The following is an 18,359-nucleotide window of genomic DNA, read 5'->3' on the forward strand; positions in this document are numbered from 1 at the left end:
ACTCATGACCGGTGGAGAAGACAGCAACGCAATCCCGAACCACCAGCTCCGGCCCGCCGAGGCTTGGGAGACGCTGATGGCCGGCAATGCCCGGTTTGTTGGCAGCAACTCCTCCCACCCCAATCAGGACGCTGCCCGCCGCACCTCGCTCGTGGCCACGCAGAACCCTTTCGCCGTCATCTTCGGCTGCTCAGATTCGCGTCTGGCTGCCGAGATCATCTTTGATCTGGGACTGGGCGACGCCTTCGTGGTCCGCACGGCCGGCCATGTGATTGACAACACCGTTTTGGGTTCCATTGAGTACAGCGTTGACAACCTGAATGTGCCGCTGATCGTGGTGCTCGGACACGACAACTGTGGTGCCGTGACGGCCACACAGCAGGCTGTTGCTACAGGCGCCATGCCCGCCGGATTCATCCGTGACCTGGTGGAACGCATCACCCCGTCCGTGCTGACCTCCTTGCGCAAGGACGCCGACGCCGACGTCAGCGCCATGATCACCGAGCACGTCAAGCAGACCGCGGCCCGCCTCGTGGAGAACTCCCCCATCATCGCCAACGCCGTGGCCCGCCAGCGCACCGCCGTGGTGGGCTTGACGTACCGCCTCAATGACGGCCACGCGGATCTTGTCTACAGCAACGGCTCCATCCACCAGTAAGCCGCTTTCGAAAGGCCCGACGCCGGAACGCAAGTCCCGCCGTCGGGCCTTCTTTGCGTGTGGCTGGGCAAGCGTGTGGCTGGGCAAGCGTGTGGCTGGGTAAGCGTGCCACGCGGCGGCGTTTGTGGCTTATGGTTTCGGCACTGGTTTTCGGCTCGGGGCGCGGCGGCGATAAGGTGTAGATATGACTGATACTGCCGCGGCTAACGCACAAGAATTCCGTATTGAACATGACACGATGGGCGAGGTCCGGGTTCCGGCCAACGCCCTCTACAGCGCACAGACACAGCGTGCGGTTGAAAACTTCCCGATTTCGGGCATGACATTGGAGTCTGCCCACATCGCTGCATTGGCGCGCATCAAGAAGGCCGCCGCCACCACCAACGCCGAATTGGGTGTCTTGGACGCCGATCTGGCCCGCGCCATTGAAGCTGCTGCCGATCAAGTTGTCTCAGGAGAGTTCGACGGTGACTTCCCCATCGATGTGTTCCAAACAGGTTCCGGAACCTCTTCGAACATGAACATGAATGAGGTCCTGGCGACCTTGGCCAACCGGGCTCTGAGCGCTGCCGGTTCCGAAAAGGTTGTTCACCCGAACGACCACGTGAACGCTTCGCAGTCCTCCAACGACGTTTTCCCCACCTCCGTCCACGTCGCCGCAACCTCCGCCCTGATCAACGATCTGATCCCGGCACTGGCTTACTTGGCAGAATCGTTGGAGCGCAAGGAAAGCGAATTCGCAGAAGTTGTGAAGTCCGGCCGCACGCACCTGATGGACGCCACTCCGGTCACCTTGGGCCAGGAATTCGGCGGCTATGCAGCACAGATCCGCTATGGCATCGAGCGCGTCGAATCTGCACTGCCGCGCGTGGCTGAAGTTCCCCTCGGCGGCACCGCTGTTGGCACTGGCATCAATACCCCGGCTGGCTTCCCGCAGCGTGTGATCGCCTTGCTGGCAGCGGACACCGGCTTGCCGTTGACCGAAGCTCGGAATCACTTCGAGGCCCAGGCCAACCGCGACGGCCTCATCGAAGCCTCCGGCCAATTGCGCACCATTGCGTACTCGATCATGAAGATCAACAACGATCTGCGCTGGTTGGGCTCTGGCCCCAACACCGGCCTGGGCGAAATCTCCATCCCGGATCTGCAGCCGGGCTCCTCAATCATGCCCGGCAAGGTCAACCCGGTCATCTCCGAAGCAGCCATCATGGTCGCCGCGCAGGTTATCGGCAACGACACCACCATCGCCCTGTCCTCCACCAACGGCGCGTTCGAACTCAACGTGGGCATCCCGGTCATGGCCGCGAACCTGCTGCAGTCCATCCGCTTGCTGACCAATACCTCCCGCATCATGGCCGACAAGATGATTGACGGCCTGACCGCAAATGTTGAGCGCGCCCGCTTCCTGGCCGAGGCTTCACCGTCCATCGTGACTCCGCTGAACAAGCACATTGGTTACGAGAACGCAGCCAAGATCGCCAAGCACGCCATCGCCGAGGGCCTCACCATCCGTGAAGCCGTTCTGGCCTTGGGCTTCGTTGAGCGCGGCGAACTGACCATGGAGCAGCTGGATAAGGGCCTGGACGTCATGGCCATGACCCGCGCACCCAAGTAACAGCACCCCTCTTTGTACTAAGAGAGCCAACGAGGGACTCACTGCGAGCAGTGGGAGGTGGCGAACGACGGCGGGAGGTTACCTTTTTCACAAAAGGTAACCTCCCGCCGTCGTACTTTTTTAGGGTGGGGCGGTGGTGGCTAAGGACGGCTGATGGGGCACCGGAGGCTACCTTTAATGGCGTTCTGCGACGCAATCCGCCTTATTCACAGCTTCTGTCTAAGAAATCGCGAATTCAGGAATCACTGGCAAGGCACCAAACCGGAGGGATCAGCAGAGGCCTCGCTGGCAAACCCCGGCCTCGATGAACGCCTTGGCGTGCAACCCGGTCAGGTGCGTCTCGCCGTCGAACTCTGGGCTGCTGATCTACGTGACTACTGTGCCCTTCTGAACGAGCAGCATGTGCTCTCTGAGGCCGCCAACGCCAAGAATTTTTTCGACACTATTGAACGATCTCCTCTGACGGACGATCAGATCCGTGCCGTGGTCTGTCTCGACAATCGGGTCCAGGTCATCGCCTCGGCCGGTTCAGGTAAGACCTCAACCATGGTCGCCAAGGCCGGGTATGCCCTCCACCGCAAGCTCGTGTCGGCTGAGAAGATCCTCCTTCTTGCCTTCAATACAGACGCCGCCAAGGAACTTGAGCAACGGATCCATGAAAGGCTCCTGCCGCTCGGACTCGATGGTGGAGACGTCAAGGCGAAAACCTTTCACGCCTTTGGCTTGGAGATCATAGGACAGGCGACCGGGAGGAAACCCTCCGTGGCGCCCTGGGTCCAAGATGGCGCTGACCAGGAAAAGCTTCGCCAAATTGTAGAAAAGCTTCGGGACACCGATCTCATTTTCCGCCGTCAGTGGGATCTGTTCAGATTGGTCCTCAGCCGTGGATTCCCGGAATTCGGCCATGGGCCAGGCAGCCCAGATCATCCTGGCCCGTCGGGCGGCCCGGGCAACACCGCTAGCTCAGGAGCGAGATCCTCCGCCAAGCCATCCGAAGAGTTCCGTACGCTCCAAGGCGAGGTGGTTAAGAGCCACGGTGAACGGCTGATCGCGGACTGGCTGTTCTACAACGGCGTCGATTACGTGTATGAACAGCCCTACGAGCACGACACCGTCGATGCTGCCCATTCCCAGTACCGTCCGGATTTTTACTATCCCGGCATCGGCGCCTATCACGAACATTTTGCGCTCGATCATCAAGGACTTCCGCCTCCTGAATTCACTGGCTACCTTGACGGTGTCCACTGGAAGCGTGCCCTTCACCGGCAATTCGGGACCACACTGCTGGAAACCACCATGTCTGAGCTGTGGGACGGGCGCGCTTTTGACCGGCTGACCGAACAGCTCACAGCGCGTGGCATCACGCTGGATCCCAATCCTGACCGCCCAGGCACCGGCCCCGAGCCGATGCGTAATGAGCAACTCATCAGGACCTTCCGGACCTTCCTCATCCACGCCAAAAGCAACAGGCTCAGCGGCGAGCATCTCAGGGAGCGCCTCACTGCGTGGTCACGGACACCCGCGCATTTTCGCCACAGCGTCTTCCTCAATCTCTTTGACACCATCCGGGCCGCATGGGATCAGGAACTTGCGCAGTCCGAATATATAGATTTCGAGGACATGCTCTCATTGGCCGCCGATCATGTGGAGGCCGGACGTTGGGACCCCGGATATGAGCTGGTGATGGTCGATGAAATGCAGGATGCCAGCCATGCCCGAGCCCGGCTGGCTCATGCGCTGGTGAACGCTCCTGGTCGCATGCTGTTTGCTGTCGGGGACGATTGGCAGAGCATCAACGGCTTCGCCGGGGCAGATATCTCGGTGATGACGAATTTTTCACGATGGTTTGGTGAAGCCGAAATAGTCCGGCTGGAACGAACTTTTCGATCCCCGCAGTCCATCTCCAGCTTATCGAGCGCCTTCGTCCAGAAGAACCCAGCACAATTGCGTAAGAGCGTTGTTTCATCCGCACCGGAATACTCCCCATCTATCGTCGCCGTGGCGCTCTCGAATGCTGGCGACTTTCAGCGCACTGTACGTGTGCACCTGGAGAAACTGGCCGCACGGGTGTCCGCCGGTGAGATCCCCGCTAGCACCCATGGAGTGGTGACGGTCCTTGTCCTGTGCAGGTACCGGAAGCTGGTGCAGGAAATGCGAGCGGCAGTGGCGCCGGCGTCGGGCTACGCGAGCAACCTCAGTCATCTAGATATCCAATTCCACACTATCCACGGCTCTAAGGGACTTGAGGCCGACTATGTCATCATCCCGGGACTGACTAAGGGATCCTATGGTTTCCCCAGCACGATGGCAGACGATCCCGTCTTGCATCTGGCCATGCCGGCTGGGGACAATTTTCCGATGGCAGAGGAGCGACGGCTTTTCTACGTGGCCATGACTCGCGCCAAACGCTCCGTGACCCTGCTGACGGTCAAAGGCAAAGAATCACCGTTTCTCTTGGAGCTCGCTAACGAGCACAACATTGGGGTGCTTGATGCAGCCGGAAAAGCTGTGCCGCTCCTACGCTGCCCAGGCTGTGGGAACGGACAATTAGTGCACAGGAACGGGAAGTGGGGGCCCTTTCTGGGGTGCACCAGTTACCCTGCGTGCAGGCACACCCAAAAGTTAGAAGGAATCCGAAGGTAGCTGGCGACCGAAGCAAAGTGAGTGAGATCTCCCCGCACCATTTTGCACTCCTGGAAAAATAGTGCAAAATTATACTTTGTGACTGATAGTGCAAAAAATTGCCAATCCCAGGGATTGCGCGCCCGCAAGCGGGAGGCGACCCGATCGGCCATCACGGCCCGAGTCAGGGCCCTCACCGCCCAAGACGGCCTCAACGGCTTCACCATTGAACAGCTGTGTGAAGACGTGGGCGTTTCACGGCGAACATTTTTCAACTACTTCCCCTCCAAGGAAGATGCCCTCATTGGCCACCTACTCGATGAGTTCCCAGCAGATGCCACAGCCATATTTTTGGCCGGGGCAGCTCCGGAGAATGGTGTAGCGCGGGGGCCCAACGGCCTCAGCACTACGCTGTTGCAGGATCTCTTCGATCTCACCTGTGCCATGGTCGAGGAAATGAATTTGACCCGTGAGCAGACCGCCCAACTCATGGCAGCCATGAAAATGGAGCCACAGCTCATGGTGAAAATCATGGGCAGCGCCCTCGACCGCCAACAGGAATTTGCCGACCTCATCGCGGAGCGCGAGCAGCTCCCGCCAGATGACCCAGTGATCACCATGGTGGCGGCATTATTTGGCACCTGCTCTCAACGCTCCGGTCAAGTGTTTTTTTCCGAAGAGAACACCATCCCCTACGAGGATCTGTTGCAGGAGAACCTCCTGGCAGCCCAACAACTATTTACCCATTCACAATTGATCTTTGAGGGGACTCAATGAGTACCGCTTTGAAAGCAGGGCAACCGCTCCTGCTAACCCAGAAAAGAATCTGGATCATTTTCTCGGCGCTGATCGCCGGAATGATGCTCTCAAGCCTCGACCAAACCATCGTCTCCACTGCCATGCCCACCATCGTGGGCAAGCTCGGCGGCGTGGAGCACCAGACCTGGATCACCACCGCGTACCTTTTGGCCACCACCATCGTGATGCCCATCTACGGTAAATTGGGCGATATCCTCGGCCGCAGGAACCTGTTTCTGGCTGCCATTGCCATCTTCACACTGGCATCCATTGGCTGTGCGTTCGCCACCGATTTCTGGGGCTTTGTCATTTTCCGCGCCATGCAGGGTCTGGGCGGCGGCGGTTTGATGATCCTCTCGCAGGCCATCATCGCTGACATTGTTCCCGCCAACGAGCGCGGCAAGTACATGGGCCCGTTGGGCGCCATCTTCGGCCTCTCCGCCGTTGCTGGCCCCCTCTTGGGTGGCTACTTCGTGGACCACCTGACGTGGGAATGGGCCTTCTACATCAACATCCCGATCGGCATTGCCGCCTTCATCGTGGCATTCTTCGCACTGACTTTGCCCTCCAAGAAGGCCACGCAAAAGATTGACTTCATGGGAGTGGTGTTCCTCTCCATCGCCACCACCTGTTTGATCTTCTTCACCGACTTCGGCGGCAAGCCCGACGGCTGGACCTCGCTGACCACCTGGACCTGGGGCGCCGGCATGATCGCCGCCATCGCCTTGTTCATCTTCACCGAGGCCCGCGCCGATGACCCCATCATCCCGCTCTCGCTGTTCAAGAACCCCATCTTCTTGAACTCCACAGCCATTGGGTTCGTCCTGGGCATGGGCATGTTTGCGGCCATCGCTTTCGTGCCCACGTTCTTGCAGATGTCCACCGGCACCTCCGCCGCCGTCTCCGGGCTCTTGATGCTGCCCATGATGGTGGGCCTGATGGGAACTTCCATCTACTCCGGTCTCCGCATGTCCAAAACGGGCAAGTACAAGTCGTTCCCGATCATCGGATCATCGCTGACCATCCTCGCTATGCTCTGGCTGACTACACTGTCCGCCGAAACCCCCATCTGGATCATTTGCGCGCAGTTGTTCGTCTTTGGTGCCGGCCTTGGTTTCATCATGCAGATCGTGGTCATCGTGGTGCAGAACTCCGTCCCGCCTGCTCAGCTGGGGACGGCCACCAGTACCAATAACTACTTCCGTGAAGTAGGTTCGGCCCTGGGCGTGGCCGTCTTCGGCGCTATGTTCACCACCCGCTTGGCTGAGTCCCTGACCAAGGTCTTCGCTGCTGGCGGTGCCTCGCCGGAAGATGCTGGCAATGCCATGTCCACTCTTGACCCGCAGGAACTCCACAAGCTGCCCCAGGATATTCAAGACGGCATTGTCAACGCCTACGCCGATTCTCTGGCACCGGTGTTCTGGTACCTCATCCCGTTCATGGTGGTGGCGCTGATCTTGGCCCTGTTCATGAAGGTCATCCCCCTCTCGGACACCTCCGGCATGGTGGCCCGTGGCGAGGCCATTGGCGGCGAGGAGGCCCTGCGCCTCGAGGCCGAGCTAGCCGCTGCTAGGGCTCCTGCTTCAGCTTCGCCTTCTGCTGCCGCGTCTGAGAGCACGGATACGCTCCTGCTAACCAAGGACGCGCCGGAAGATACCCCGGACAAGCCCTAACCTTGCGCCGAAATGGCGAGGGCCGGCGTCGTACTTCTCAACGTACGACGCCGGCCCTCGCCTTTAGTGGTTAACGCGCCGTCCGCGGCCGGCAACGAGATCGGTAGTTAGCCACCAAATCCGCTGTGTAGCTACCGATCTCGGGGCTAGCCCCCGTTCAGTTGTCGGCGAGATACGAAGTTTCGCGATTTACCCCACTTGCAGCTGCTTCCGCAAGCCCCTACGGCACGAGTACGGGATGTTTCGGGTGTGGTTGACTCGGCAACTGAAGACCGAGGGGGATGCGATGGATTACGGCACTGTGGAGCTGCTGGTCGGTACTGTCCTGGCGCTGCTGCCCGTAGCTGCGCTGGTGGTGGCGGGATTGTGGTGTCTGAAGTCTCCGGAACGGCGAATGCCTTGGCTCGGTATCTTGGGCATTCTGGCATCACTGTTCTACCCCTGGGGCGCCGTGATCCTGGCGAGTACTTTATTTCCGCCACCCTATGACGCCTACTTTGCCAGTGGGCGCGGTTTGGATCTGCGGGGAATATTCATGGCTTTCGGAGCTATGGCGGGCGGGGCAGCAGGCATCGTGACCTCGATAGTCTTTTGTACCGTGAACCTGATTCGCCAATGGTACCGGTCGCGAAGAGCCGTTAGCGCTCGAAGTTCGGCTCCCCAGTAAACGCCAGAGCCCGCTCAATGCAGGCGAGGTGGCCCGGGCGCAGAGGCGGGAGCTCTTCGATGGCGAACCAGCCTACGGCGAGGGATTCGTCGTCGTTGACGCGGGCGGTGCCGCTGACGTGGCGGGCTATGAACTCGACGTTGAGGAAGTCGCACACATCGCCGTTGGGGAACGTCACCGGTCCCACGGATGTGACCCCCAAAAGGTGCTCGATCCGTGCCACCACAGCGGTTTCCTCGAAGATCTCGCGTATGAGGCCTGGGCCTGGCTGCTCCCCCGGTTCCAAGATTCCGGTGATCAGCGCCCAGCCGCCGGTATCGGAACGTTCGCCGAGAAGGACGCGGCCGTGATCGTCAAAGACCACCCCGCGCACGCCCGGAAGCCAGAGCGGGTCGTGGCCAATTTTCTTGCGGAGGTTGACGATGAAGTCCGGTGATCCCATGGATTCAGCCTATCCCGGCGGCATCCCACATCTTGAGCTGTTGCGCTTCGCCCGAAGTGTTTGAAACTGCGTACCGTTTGCCTGTAACCACGCGCAGCTCCATGAGTGGCGCGTGGTTACGGGCAAAAGGTGCGCTGGCGCAAAGTGGTACGGGGCCAACTGTTAGCCGAAGGGGATGACGCCAAGGCCAATCGCTACGGCCAACATCACCAGTGAGACAACCAAAGAACGCCACAGCACCAACTTGTGATGATCCCCCAGCTCAACACGAGACAGAGACACCAGGAGGAGGATGGCCGGTACCAGTGGACTTTGCATGTGTACCGGCTGGCCTGTAATTGAAGCACGGGCCATGGCCGCCGGATCGATGCCGAAGTGAACTGCTGTTTCACTGAGCACTGGCAGGACACCGAAGTAGAAGGCGTCGTTGCTCATGAAGAACGTCATTGGAATGCTCAGCAAACCCGTGATGACGGCCATGTAGGGACCCATCGAGGTGGGGATGACGCTGACCAGCCAGGCTGCCATGGCATCCACCATGCCGGTTCCGCTGAGAACACCGGTCAATACAGCAGCGGCCATCACCATGGACACAACGGCGACTATGCTGCCGGCGTGGGAGACAAGCGCCTTGGCCTGGTCCTTCATTTTCGGGAAGTTGACGATCAAAGCCACCGCTGAACCAATCATGAACACGTACGGCAACGGCAGGATGTCCATGACCAACACCACCATGACCGCTACGGTCAAGGTCAGGTTGAACCAGAAGAGCTTGGGTCGAAGAGTATCGCGGTTGGGATCCAGCTGGGAATCGGCCAGTGAGGTGTTGACCGAGTCCGCATCATCGTTTGCCACGGCCAGCACTTGGGCATCAAAGCGGGCTTGCGCTGCGGAACGGGGCTTCTCCACTGTCAACAGTGCGGAACCGGCGCGGGATCCGCCGGAGGGGGCGCCGGCGTCGTGCGTGGAAGCGGTGGAAGCGGTGGATGTGCCAGTGCTGGAAGTACCAGTGCTGGAAGTGCCCAGAGAATCAGCCGCGCCCACCCAGAGGCTGCCGGCCAGTGCGAGTCGGCGGCGTTCGCGCACTCCCAGGTGCCAGGCGAAGAGGAAGATGACGATCATGCCGGCGATCAGCGACGGGATCATGGGGACGAAAACTTCGCTGGGCGAGACTTTCAGCGCGGCGGCGGCGCGGGCCGTGGGGCCGCCCCACGGCAGGATGTTCATGGTGCCGTTGGCCAGGCCCGCCACGCAGGTCAGGATCACCGGGCTCATGCCCAGGCGCAAATAGATGGGCAACATGGCGGCCGTGGTGAGGATGAATGTGGTGGATCCGTCGCCGTCAAGCGAGACCACCGCGGCGAGAACGGCCGTGCCGACTACTACCTTCGCGGGGTCGTTGCCCAGTGTGCGCAGGATCAGTTTCACGAGGGGGTCGAACAGGCCGACGTCGATCATCATGCCGAAGAAAACAATGGCGAACATGAGCAATGCGGCGGTGGAGGTTAGACTCTTCATCGAATCCATGACCATCTCGCCAATGCCCAGCCCGGCCCCGGCGAACAGCCCGAAAATGGTGGGCACCACGATCAGGGCCACCACGGGCGTCAATTTCTTCGTCATGATCAGGGCCATGAAGACCGCGATCATGGCGAATCCGAGGATTACCAACATTAGAACTCCTTTTGAATACCAGCCGCATTTATGAGCTGACTTACAGAGACTAGAGTGGCCTGCATCACTTATTGGGTTTAGCCCACTTGCCCGAACTAGTACCCTTTGAATACGTTTAACCCGTTAAGCCCACCGGCTTTCCGTCCACTGCCTGAAGGAGCCCTTGCAATGCAGCAGGCCCGGACGCCGCGCATGCGCTTTGCCACGCGAGTGCTGGTGCTGCAGTTGGCCGTGGTTTCGACGATTGTGCTCATGACGGCCGGGACGTTTGCCGCGCTGACCTACCAGTGGCTCGGCGATCAGGCCCAGGAGCGGGCGTTGGCCGTGGCCCGCACCGTTGCCTCCTCGGAGGACGTGCGCCGTGAAACTGCCGCCCTGGCCGCCACCGACAAGGCACAGTTGACACCTGCCTTGCTGGCGGGCGGGCCCTTGGAGCAGTATGCGGGCTCGGCCCAGGAGCGAACTGATGCCCTGTTTGTGGTGATCACGGACGACGACGGATTGCGGCTTGCGCATCCCAACCCGGCTTTGTTGGGGCAAAAGGTATCCACGGACCCCTCTGTGGCGCTGTCTGGGGGCGAGGAGACTTCACAGCAAAACGGGACCCTGGGGCACTCGGCGCGGGCCAAGGTTCCCGTGTTCGCTCCGGGATCGTCCTCCACTGTGGTGGGCGAGGTCAGTGTGGGCTTCTCCAGCGATGACATTGTGGCCGGCATGCTGGCCAACATTGTGCCGGTGGCGCTGATTGCGGGGGTTTCTTTGTCGCTGGGCGCCGTGGCCACAGTGGTCATGAGTTCACGGCTGCGGCGGCTGACGCTGGGGCTGGAACCTGAGGAAATTTCCGGGTTGGTACAGGATCAGGAAGCTGTTTTGCGCGGCGTCGACGAAGGAGTTATTGGCCTCACCAACGACGGCACCATCACGGTCTTCAACGAAGGAGCCCGGCGATTACTGGCGCCCGGTTCCACCCTTGATTACAGCGGAATCCCCCTCGCTGACAGCGGTCTTCCGGAGTTTCTTCTGGCAGCGAGTGGTGTGAACGCCGCCGCCGAGTTTGGCCCCTCCGAGCATGTGGTGGGCGACCGGGTAGTCATCGTTACCGCAAGGGCCGTGCGGCTCAAGGACAACCGTGATGACGGGGCGTTGGCGCTGGGCCGGGTCATCATGGTGCGGGACAGAACTGAGGTCCAGGCCCTGACCCGCCAGCTGGATGCCGTCAACGCACTCGGCACCGCCCTGCGAGCGCAACGGCACGAGTTCGCCAACCGGCTACACACCGTGGCCGGGCTGCTGGACATTGACCGCGCTGCCGAGGCTCGCGACTACATTGGCGAGATCATGCACAACGGACCACTGAACTATCCGGTGCAGGATCTGAGCCTGCTCAGTGACCCGTACTTGGAGGCATTCGTTGGCGCCAAGAGCATCGAAGCTCATGAGCGTGGTGTGGAGTTACGGATCGGCGCCACTACCCTCATCCGTGGACACATCACGGATCCGCAAGACGTCACAGCCATTCTGGGAAACCTTTTAGACAACGCCATCCGAGCCGCTGTTGCCGGAACCTCGCCCCATAAATGGGTGGAGGTCGAACTCCTCGATGAACACACAGCGGCCGGGGGCATCTTGCATCTGGTGGTAGCCGATTCCGGTGACGGGCTGCGCCTCTCTAGTGGCCAGGAGCTAGTAGAAGAGCCCGACGGCGCAAAACTCATCTTCGCTCCTGGCTACTCAACCGAATCAACCGAATTCTCAGTTCCCAGCGCCCCTGCTACCTCTCATCCCACCACCGCCGGCCCCAGTGATCCCATCACCGGCCACGGCGTGGGCTTGGCCCTGGTCCGCCATCTGGCCCGCCGACGCGGCGGCGAGGTGTGGGTTGCTGATGCTGGTTCACCCCAAACACACGGCGCAGTATTCTGTGCCCGACTGCCCGGCGTTGTGGGCCTTATCCCGGCCCTGACGCCCATCAACAAGGAGCATTCATGAGCGGCGATATTCGCGTCCTCATCGTCGAAGACGACTTTCATGTAGGCCGCCTACACGCCGGAATCGTTGACTCGGTGCCCGGCTTCAGCGCCTTGCCCCCGGCTCCCACCGCCGCACAGGGACTGAACGTCATTCACGCGCAGCGCCCGGATCTGGTCCTGCTCGATGTGTACCTGCCGGACGCGTCGGGCCTGGATTTGTTGCGCACCATCGATGTGGACGCCATGATGCTCAGTGCCGCTTCCGATCCTCAAACCATGCGCACAGCACTGCGCCGCGGCGCTTTGGCTTACCTCATCAAGCCGTTTTCCGCTGAGCTGCTCGAGTCCCGGCTGCGCGGCTACGCCCGCTACCGGCGGTTGCTGGCCGAGCCTGGGAATCTGAGCCAGGACAGATTTGAAACGGCCTGGCAATCACTCCATCCCAGCTCTCCGGCGGCTGGCCCCAAAGCGGCCACAGCTACCGAGACGGCGGTGCTGGCTGCCTTGGCCACCCGCGGCGACCAGTCGACGGCGGATGTGGCGGCCGCCGTCGGAATTTCCCGTACTACTGCCCAACGGTATCTGTCTTCATTGGCCGACGACGGCGCTGTCGCCATCTCCCTGCGTTACGGCGCCACCGGGCGGCCCGAGCACCGCTACAGCGTGGCGCCGCACTAGCTCACGCTGGCAGTACCAGCATGGTGGCCAACGTGCCGGCCAGCATGGCAGGACCAAACGGTAGAGCGGATTGGGCTGTCCCGCGGCGGCTGACGATCAAGAGAACACCCCACACTCCCCCAACAACAAAGCCCGCGGCCGCACCGAACATCACATGGTGCCAACTGAGAAATCCGAGAAAAAGGCCCAGCACCCCCGCCAATTTCACATCACCGAACCCCATGCCAGCCGGATACACGGCCCACAGCAGCCAATACAGCGCGAACATTGCGAGCACGCCACCCATGGCCCGAAGAGCATGCCCGGGCATCCCGGCCAGCAACGCCGCCGCAAGTAGCAGCGCCCCGGCAATCGGGTAGGCCGGCAACACATATCGGTTCGGGAGGGTGTGGGTACGAATATCGATGACGCTCAGCACCGCCGCCAGCCACAACAAATACAGGGTGGCGGCCAGAGCACAAACCAGCGCGAGCGCACTGCTCTCCCACAAGTCCATCAGCCGGGTGACCATAGCGCGATGCTACCAGCGCCGCGGCCGCCCGGCGCAGGGTGCGGGGCTAAGCTGTGGATATGAGCGCCACGGAATTCACCGCCGATACCTTTCGACATCTTTGCCGTTCCTCGCCCTGGCGCTGGCAGAGCCTTCGCTTTGAGCTGCACCGGAAGTTTCCCAACGCGGCCGACGGCGGACCAGGCAACAGTTGGGTGCCGGGGACCTCGACGGGGGTGAGCGATCCGGTGTTGGCGCTGAATTGCTGGGTGCGTCGGCCCGGTGCGCTGCGCGTGGAGACGCTGGAGGGAAAACTATTGGCCAGCACCACCAAGATCAATGAGTCCCGGGATTCGCTGTTCATTAGCGGGAACCGTAAGCCGTGGCTGTTGCCTCCAGCGCTGGTGAATCCGGTCAAAGACGATAACGGTTTTGTGGTCCGCCGCCCTGAGGCTCTCTATGGCGAACCGGCCTACGGTTCCGGCCGGGCCGCCGCAGCGTTGGACCCGGTGGAATTGGCAGGAGAGCGCCCTGTCCCGTTGGAGGCGCCCTTCGCCAATGTTGCCGAAGTGACGGACATTGCCACGCTCAGCCATCAGGGACGGGCGGCAGTGGAAGCGGTGCTGACACCGAATACCAGCTACCGGCCACTCTTTGCCGATGCTCCGCTACTTTTTCCAGGACGCACCGCCGTTCGGATCGACCTTGAAACCGGCATCTGCGTGGCCTCGCAGTCTCTGGATGGCGAAAGCGCCGGCGCCGGGCATTGGATGGTGCTGCACGGCATTGACGAATACATGCTCGATGACCTCTTCGAAGAGGTCAGCATGGGTCTGACAGATGTCCGGTCCCACATCCCTTGGGATCTAGGCCCCACCGCCTAGAATCTGCGCCTCTAAGAACCACAGGACGTATCGATTGTCAGTGGCTCCCGTAGTTGGTGGTCATCATCGCAACCACTCGGTGAGGATCGCCGACTACTCCACCGGCATAGATGTTGTGATATTGATAATCGATTCGTCCGGCTCCGCTGATCTCATAGTGATGCGTTCGGGAGTCATCGATGGCAAAGAGCCACCCAACCCCACCCCCTAATTCGAGTTGCCACTTAACGTTCATGACGCACAAAAACATGAACATCTAGTGGCAACTCGAATTTTGCGGGAGCGGATCGGGAGCGGGAGTGGAACGGGAGCGGAGCGGGAGGTGGATGTTGCTAACGGCTTAGATCTCGGCACGCTCCAGCAGTTCGGTCACGAGCGCTGCAATAGGTGAGCGCTCCGAGCGGGTCAGGGTTACGTGACCGAAGAGTGGGTGCCCCTTGAGCGTCTCCACCACCGCCGCGACGCCGTCATGCCTACCTACCCGCAAGTTATCGCGCTGTGCAACATCGTGAGTCAGCACGATCTTGGAACGCTGACCGATACGGCTCATGACGGTCAGCAACACGTTCTTCTCCAGGGACTGCGCCTCGTCCACAATGACGAAGGAATCGTGCAGCGAGCGTCCGCGGATGTGGGTCAGTGGCAGCACTTCCAAGAGCCCGCGCTCCATAATCTCATCCATCAGCGTGCCTGAAACCACCGAGCCGAGCGTGTCAAAGACAGCCTGCGCCCACGGGTTCATCTTCTCGCTTTCAGAACCTGGCAAGAAACCCAGTTCCTGGCCACCCACGGCGTACAGCGGCCGGAAAACAACCACTTTGCGGTGTTCGTTGCGTTCCAGCACCGCCTCCAACCCAGCGCACAGGGCCAGAGCGCTCTTGCCGGTTCCGGCCCGGCCGCCCAAAGACACAATTCCCACTTCCGGGTCCATCAACAGATCCAAGGCCAGCCGCTGCTCCGCGGAGCGCCCGTGCAGACCAAAGACTTCCCGGTCCCCACGCACCAGCCGAACCTGCTGATCGGCACCGACTCGTCCCAGCGCGGATCCGCGGTTACTGGTGATCACCAAGGAAGTGTTCACCGGCAGCACGGCAGCTTCGGGGACGGGCACCGCCTCATGGTTGTACAGCGCAGCCATCTCCGACTCGGTGATATCCACCTCAGCAACACCGGTCCAGCCAGAATCCTGCACCAGTTCGTTGCGGTATTCCTCCGCGGACAACCCCAGAGCGGATGCCTTGACGCGCATCGGTACATCCTTGGAGACCACCGTGACGTGGTGGCCCTCATTGGCTAGATTCTTGGCGACGGCCAGGATGCGTGAATCGTTGTCCATCCCCCGCATCCCTGGCGGAAGCACCTCAAGGGAAACGTGATTGAGCTCCACACGGAGCGTCCCGCCATCGTGCCCGATGGGAACCGGCGATGCCAGACCGCCGTGATCGGTGCGCAGGTCATCCAAAAGTCGCAAGGCCGTGCGGGCAAAGTAGCCCAGTTCAGGATCGTGACGCTTGCCCTCCAGCTCGGAGACCACCACGATCGGCACCACCACCTGGTGTTCGGCGAAGCGGGTGATGGCACGGGGGTCAGATAATAAAACCGAGGTGTCGATGACGTACGTGCGCAAATCCGTCGCGGTGTGCGCAGGCTCTGCATGCTGCTCAAGGTTCACGGTGTCGACCACGTTACGCTCCAGCCCTCCGGACTCGCAAACGTCCGGATCTCAATCGGTACGTCGGGCGGAGTTGCCCTCCGTTGACTCCAAGTTACGCCGCATCAGCATCCACTGCGGGAGCCACGCCATAACTACAGGTGAACGTTGGGCATCGCTTTTGCCAACGGCCAGGGACGTTGCCAGAATGCGGAAAGGGCCTAGCTAAAGCTCGCAGCGGAAGCGCTAGAGCACCACGCGGGTAGCGTGTGGGCGCGGCGGGTTGAGGCGCAACCAGCCGTTGAACACCACGGCCACTACCAGCACGCCCACCGCAATCCACAGGGCATTCATCTCCAGCGCGAAGTAGGAAAAACCACCCACAATGGAGCCCAGGGTGAGTGAGAGCCACAGCGCGAGGTACCGCAGCCACAGCCGCTTGTCTCCGCCGGTGATCGCATTGGCTAGGTGTTGGCCCATCTTCACCAGCGTCCCGGTCATGTACGTCAGGCCAATGCTGACCTCGCCGTCGCGCTCAAAAATGACGTTCTCGGCTCCCATCGCCAGCGCCATGATGGCCGGCGCCAGCCAGCCATCCAGTCCTAAATTGAAGAGGAAGATGGCGGATGTCAGTGCCGCTGTTACGTACAGCAATACCGCCATGCGCTTGCGGGACGGGACTAGCCGGCGCAGGATCGATGCGCTCACCACACCCGTCAAGAAGGCGGCCACCAGCCCAAAGGCCAGCGCGAACCCACTCCAGTTTCCTTCGGCCAAGGCCGTTCCGCCGCGGGTGGAGTTGCCGCTCATGAAGGAGACGAAGTAGCCGCCCAAATGGATGAACCCTACGGCGTCAACAAATCCGGCAGCGCTGGAGAGAATCGCGGCCAAGGCCATCTCGGAACGGTGGTGGCTTTGCACTGGTGCCGGGTCCTAGCCGCCGAAGCGGCGGCTACGTCCGGCATAGTCGCGCAGTGCCCGTAGGAAGTCGATCTTTCTAAAGGCTGGCCACAGGGCTTCGCAGAAGTAGAACTCGCTATAGGCGCTCTGCCACATGAGGAAGCCGGAGAGCCGCTGCTCACCCGAGGTGCGGATCACCAGGTCCGGATCGGGTTGGCCCCGGGTGTAGAGGTATTTGGAGATGTCATCGACCGTGAGGCTGTCGGCTACCTCGGCCATGCTGCGTCCCTCCGAGTCGGCATCGTGCATCAGTTCACGGACGGCGTCAACAATTTCACGGCGGCCGCCATAGCCAATGGCCATGTTCACGTGGATGCGTTCCTTGGCCGGGACCCTGGCGGTCAGCGATGAGAGCCGTGCAGCTAAGTAATCTGGCAAAAGTTCAGGGGCCCCCATGGCGTGGACGCTGATGTCGGCATCGGCGTCGAGCAAGTCCAGTGTGTTCGCGATGATCCCCATGAGCTCGTCGAGCTCTTCTGGTGAGCGGCTCATATTATCGGTGGAGAGCATGTAAAGCGTGACCACTTTGATGCCGAGGTCCTGGCACCAGCACAAGAACTCCAGGATCTTATCTGCACCGGCTTGGTGGCCCTGGCTGGTGGGGGCGTTGAACTGTTTGGCCCAGCGGCGGTTGCCGTCCACCATGACGCCAATGTGGCGGGGCACGTTGGAGAGATCCAGCTGGCTCGCCAGCCGCCGCTCATAAAAGTTGTAGATGAACTTGGGCATCCGCAAAGCCGCGGTGGAAACCCCCATGAAAGTACACCGGACCTTTACGGATCATGGCCCTGCGGCCTTACGAAACTTGCTAGCTCTAGGTTACCCGCACCATGCGGGGAATCCTGCCAAGATGCGCTGTGCCATTTTCTACTGATCAGTAACTTAGCGCGGTGCCGCGATATAATTTTCCCATGGACACCCTCTCCGGAATGGAACACAAACCCACGTGGCGCGGCTGGTTGCACGCCGTAACGGCTCCTTTGGTTTTGGTAGTGGGGATCATTCTCGTGGCACTAGCCCCGGGGACATCCGCAAAAATTGCGTGCGCCATTTACATCGTCACCGGCGTACTGCTTTTTGGCACAAGTGCGTTTTATCATCGTGGGAACTGGTCCCCCACGGCCAAAGCCACGCTTAAGCGGCTGGACCATAGCAACATCATGCTGGTGATCGCCGGCTCCTACACCCCCTTATCTTTTTTGATGCTGCCCCGTCCCACAGCCACGTTACTGCTGTGGATGATTTGGATCGGAGCCGTGGCTGGAGTCCTGTTCCGGGTGCTGTGGGTGGGCGCCCCGCGCTGGCTGTACGTTCCCATATACGTACTATTGGGCGTTACCGCGTTGTTCTTCCTCCCAGAATTCTGGGCAGCCGGAGCAATACCCACGCTGCTGATCTGCCTGGGCGGGGCCATGTACATTGCCGGCGCCGTCATCTATGGGATCAAAAAGCCCAACTTCAGCCACCACCATTTCGGCTTCCACGAGTTGTTTCACGCCCTCACCGTGGCGGCCTTCGCCACTCACTTTGTGGCCGTAGTGCTGGTGGTCTTCGCCTAGCACCGTCGGCAACCGCTC

Annotated in this window: 16 protein-coding genes; 10 read left to right on the plus strand and 6 right to left on the minus strand. The window is 60.9% G+C overall.

The window, feature by feature from the left end:
- Positions 1 to 4 precede the first annotated feature (4 nt).
- The 6 genes from ACX80D_RS13075 to ACX80D_RS13100 all read left to right on the plus strand — a co-directional run bounded on the left by ACX80D_RS13075 (position 5) and on the right by ACX80D_RS13100 (position 8,033).
- Complete coding sequence (locus ACX80D_RS13075; RefSeq protein ID WP_459323166.1) at positions 5 to 658, plus strand: carbonic anhydrase; 654 nt, start codon at positions 5 to 7, stop codon at positions 656 to 658.
- A gap of 184 nt (positions 659 to 842) precedes the next feature.
- The gene (locus ACX80D_RS13080) at positions 843 to 2,273 is read left to right on the plus strand and encodes a class II fumarate hydratase (protein ID WP_459323167.1); all 1,431 of its coding nucleotides are present in this window, start codon (positions 843 to 845) and stop codon (positions 2,271 to 2,273) included.
- 318 nt (positions 2,274 to 2,591) lie between these two features.
- Complete coding sequence (locus ACX80D_RS13085; RefSeq protein ID WP_459323169.1) at positions 2,592 to 4,916, plus strand: UvrD-helicase domain-containing protein; 2,325 nt, start codon at positions 2,592 to 2,594, stop codon at positions 4,914 to 4,916.
- A 78-nt stretch (positions 4,917 to 4,994) separates the two neighbouring features.
- Positions 4,995 to 5,672 carry a TetR/AcrR family transcriptional regulator gene (locus ACX80D_RS13090; protein ID WP_459323170.1) on the plus strand — a complete coding sequence of 226 codons (678 nt, stop codon included), beginning with the start codon at positions 4,995 to 4,997 and terminating at the stop codon, positions 5,670 to 5,672.
- The gene (locus ACX80D_RS13095; RefSeq protein WP_459323172.1) at positions 5,669 to 7,366 is read left to right on the plus strand and encodes an MDR family MFS transporter; all 1,698 of its coding nucleotides are present in this window, start codon (positions 5,669 to 5,671) and stop codon (positions 7,364 to 7,366) included. Before ACX80D_RS13090 ends, ACX80D_RS13095 begins: the two co-directional genes overlap by 4 nt.
- 286 nt (positions 7,367 to 7,652) lie before the next feature.
- On the plus strand, positions 7,653 to 8,033 hold the full coding sequence (locus tag ACX80D_RS13100) for a hypothetical protein (protein ID WP_459323174.1): 381 nt from the start codon (positions 7,653 to 7,655) through the stop codon (positions 8,031 to 8,033).
- Here the strand turns inward: ACX80D_RS13100 and ACX80D_RS13105 are convergent.
- The gene (locus ACX80D_RS13105) at positions 8,005 to 8,475 is read right to left on the minus strand and encodes an NUDIX hydrolase (protein WP_459323176.1); all 471 of its coding nucleotides are present in this window, start codon (positions 8,473 to 8,475) and stop codon (positions 8,005 to 8,007) included. The two genes, ACX80D_RS13100 and ACX80D_RS13105, sit on opposite strands and share 29 nt — an antisense overlap.
- Before the next feature lie 162 nt (positions 8,476 to 8,637).
- Positions 8,638 to 10,149, minus strand: a complete 1,512-nt coding sequence (locus tag ACX80D_RS13110; protein WP_459323177.1) for a CitMHS family transporter — start codon at positions 10,147 to 10,149, stop codon at positions 8,638 to 8,640.
- Positions 10,150 to 10,317: 168 nt separating this feature from the next.
- On the opposite strand from ACX80D_RS13110, the gene ACX80D_RS13115 reads away from it, so the two are divergent.
- Positions 10,318 to 12,138 (plus strand): sensor histidine kinase, encoded by a 1,821-nt coding sequence (locus tag ACX80D_RS13115; protein WP_459323179.1) that lies wholly within the window; start codon positions 10,318 to 10,320, stop codon positions 12,136 to 12,138.
- Positions 12,135 to 12,797: a response regulator gene (locus tag ACX80D_RS13120; RefSeq protein WP_459323181.1), complete on the plus strand. Its 663-nt coding sequence runs from the start codon at positions 12,135 to 12,137 to the stop codon at positions 12,795 to 12,797. The genes ACX80D_RS13115 and ACX80D_RS13120 overlap by 4 nt, the downstream gene beginning before the upstream one ends.
- Position 12,798: 1 nt before the next feature.
- Here the strand turns inward: ACX80D_RS13120 and ACX80D_RS13125 are convergent, their stop codons facing one another.
- Complete coding sequence (locus tag ACX80D_RS13125; RefSeq protein WP_459323182.1) at positions 12,799 to 13,308, minus strand: prepilin peptidase; 510 nt, start codon at positions 13,306 to 13,308, stop codon at positions 12,799 to 12,801.
- A 59-nt stretch (positions 13,309 to 13,367) separates the two neighbouring features.
- Between ACX80D_RS13125 and ACX80D_RS13130 the strand changes: the two genes are divergently transcribed.
- Positions 13,368 to 14,171 (plus strand): hypothetical protein, encoded by an 804-nt coding sequence (locus ACX80D_RS13130; protein WP_459323184.1) that lies wholly within the window; start codon positions 13,368 to 13,370, stop codon positions 14,169 to 14,171.
- Between the two features lie 340 nt (positions 14,172 to 14,511).
- Here the strand turns inward: ACX80D_RS13130 and ACX80D_RS13135 are convergent, their stop codons facing one another.
- The 3 genes from ACX80D_RS13135 to ACX80D_RS13145 form a co-directional block, all read right to left on the minus strand.
- A complete protein-coding gene (locus tag ACX80D_RS13135; protein WP_459323185.1) occupies positions 14,512 to 15,855 on the minus strand; it encodes a PhoH family protein in 1,344 nt (447 codons plus the stop codon).
- Between the two features lie 213 nt (positions 15,856 to 16,068).
- Positions 16,069 to 16,743, minus strand: a complete 675-nt coding sequence (locus ACX80D_RS13140; protein WP_459323187.1) for a YoaK family protein — start codon at positions 16,741 to 16,743, stop codon at positions 16,069 to 16,071.
- A 12-nt stretch (positions 16,744 to 16,755) separates the two neighbouring features.
- Positions 16,756 to 17,538, minus strand: a complete 783-nt coding sequence (locus ACX80D_RS13145) for an isoprenyl transferase (RefSeq protein ID WP_459323189.1) — start codon at positions 17,536 to 17,538, stop codon at positions 16,756 to 16,758.
- 155 nt (positions 17,539 to 17,693) lie between these two features.
- On the opposite strand from ACX80D_RS13145, the gene trhA reads away from it, so the two are divergent.
- Positions 17,694 to 18,341 carry a PAQR family membrane homeostasis protein TrhA gene (gene trhA / locus ACX80D_RS13150; protein ID WP_459323190.1) on the plus strand — a complete coding sequence of 216 codons (648 nt, stop codon included), beginning with the start codon at positions 17,694 to 17,696 and terminating at the stop codon, positions 18,339 to 18,341.
- Positions 18,342 to 18,359: the final 18 nt, after the last annotated feature.

The sequence above is a fragment of the Arthrobacter sp. Sr24 genome, assembly GCF_054511175.1.